Genomic DNA, 535 nt, shown 5'->3' with positions numbered 1-535 from the left:
CCGCCGTGCTGTTGCCTGCCCAGCCCGCTGGCCGGCGCGATCCGCACCACCGTCGCCTTGTCGCCGCCGGTGCGCGCTGGCGAGTCGGCCGCGCCGCCGCTGCCGCGGCCGCTGCGCGGCGAGGACGAGGGCGTCGTGGTTTAGCCGCACGGGTCGCCTTGGCCGCGCATTCGGTGCATGCCGATAAACAGCGACGCGCAGACTTCGCTGCCGCATCGCGGAAGAGCGATGCACAGACTTCGCAGCCGCACCTTGGTGAAGCCCTGGGTTCCCGCCTTCGCGGGAACGACGGATTGAGGGTTTCGCCGCGCCTGCGAGGGCGATGGATCGAAGGTTCGCCGCGCCTCCCCTCAGACCGTCATCCCCGCGAAAGCGGGGATCCAGAGACTTCAGCGTCGTGTGTGGGAACGCATGGATAGCGAATAGAGCGGCCATCGCGTCGCTGTGATGTCGTGTCTGATTCGTGATCGATGAAGAGCGATGCACAGACTTCGCAGCCGCACCTTGGTGAAGCCCTGGGTTCCCGCCTTCGCGG

Origin of the sequence: Lysobacter enzymogenes, from assembly GCF_017168095.1 — a bacterium.
GTDB classification, from domain to species: domain Bacteria; phylum Pseudomonadota; class Gammaproteobacteria; order Xanthomonadales; family Xanthomonadaceae; genus Lysobacter; species Lysobacter enzymogenes_D.
Note: the sequence above shows the minus strand (reverse complement) of the source record.